The organism is Pseudomonas sp. K5002 (genome assembly GCF_013386655.1).
Lineage (GTDB): Bacteria > Pseudomonadota > Gammaproteobacteria > Pseudomonadales > Pseudomonadaceae > Aquipseudomonas.
This window is the reverse complement of record NZ_JACARK010000156.1, coordinates 1-898: the sequence shown is the minus strand read 5'-3', so window position 1 is coordinate 898 and position 898 is coordinate 1. Positions and strand designations below refer to the sequence as shown.

The window sequence follows — 898 nt, the reverse complement described above, 5'->3', positions numbered from 1 at the left end:
CCAGCCCGGCCAGCAGGCGCAGCAAGGTACTTTTGCCGCAGCCACTGCGGCCCACGACCGCCACGAATTGACCGGCAGGAATATGCAGGTCGATTTCCTTCAGCACTTCCCGCGAACCGAAAGCCTTGCGCAACTTGCGCACTGCCAGGGGAATGCCCCGCAGCAGGCGTGGAGGTTGTTGAGCGGTCATGCCGCACCTCCTTTATTCACTTGATAAGCCGGGTGCCAGCGCAGCCAGACTCGCTCCAGGCCTCGCGCCGCCAGGTCTGCCAGCTTGCCGAGGACCGCGTAAAGCACGATCGCCAGAACCACCACGTCGGTCTGCAGGAATTCCCGGGCGTTCATCGCCAGGTAGCCGATACCGGAACTGGCGGAGATGGTTTCCGCGACGATCAACGTCAGCCACATAAAGCCCAGCGCGAAGCGCACGCCCACCAGAATCGAAGGCAAGGCGCCCGGCAAAATCACTTGGCGAAACAGGCTGAAACCGGACAGGCCATAACTGCGGGCCATTTCCACCAGCGCCGGGTCGACGTTGCGGATGCCGTGGTAAGTATTGAGATAGATCGGGAACAGCGTGCCGAGGGCGACCAGGAATATCTTCGCCGTCTCGTCGATGCCGAACCACAGGATCACCAGCGGGATCAGCGCCAGGTGCGGCACGTTGCGGATCATCTGCACCGAGCTGTCCAGCAGGCGTTCACCCCAGGTCGACAGGCCGGTGATAAACCCCAGGGTCAGGCCGATGCTGCCGCCGATCACAAAGCCCAGGCCCGCACGCCAGCCGCTGATGGCCAGGTGGGTCCAGATTTCGCCGCTACGCACCAGGCTGACACCCGCTTCGATCACCGCGCTGGGTGCCGGCAGAATGCGCGTCGACAACCAGCCGGCCGAGACG

At 63.7% G+C, this 898-nt stretch carries 2 protein-coding genes; both read right to left on the bottom strand.

What is annotated here, in order from left to right:
* On the bottom strand, nt 1–190 hold a 190-nt coding region (locus HX846_RS08735; protein WP_178965272.1), incomplete at its 3' end, for an ATP-binding cassette domain-containing protein.
* A partial coding sequence (ssuC, locus tag HX846_RS08730; protein WP_178965271.1) for an aliphatic sulfonate ABC transporter permease SsuC occupies nt 187–898 on the bottom strand: 712 nt, incomplete at its 5' end. The genes HX846_RS08735 and ssuC, both read right to left, overlap by 4 nt.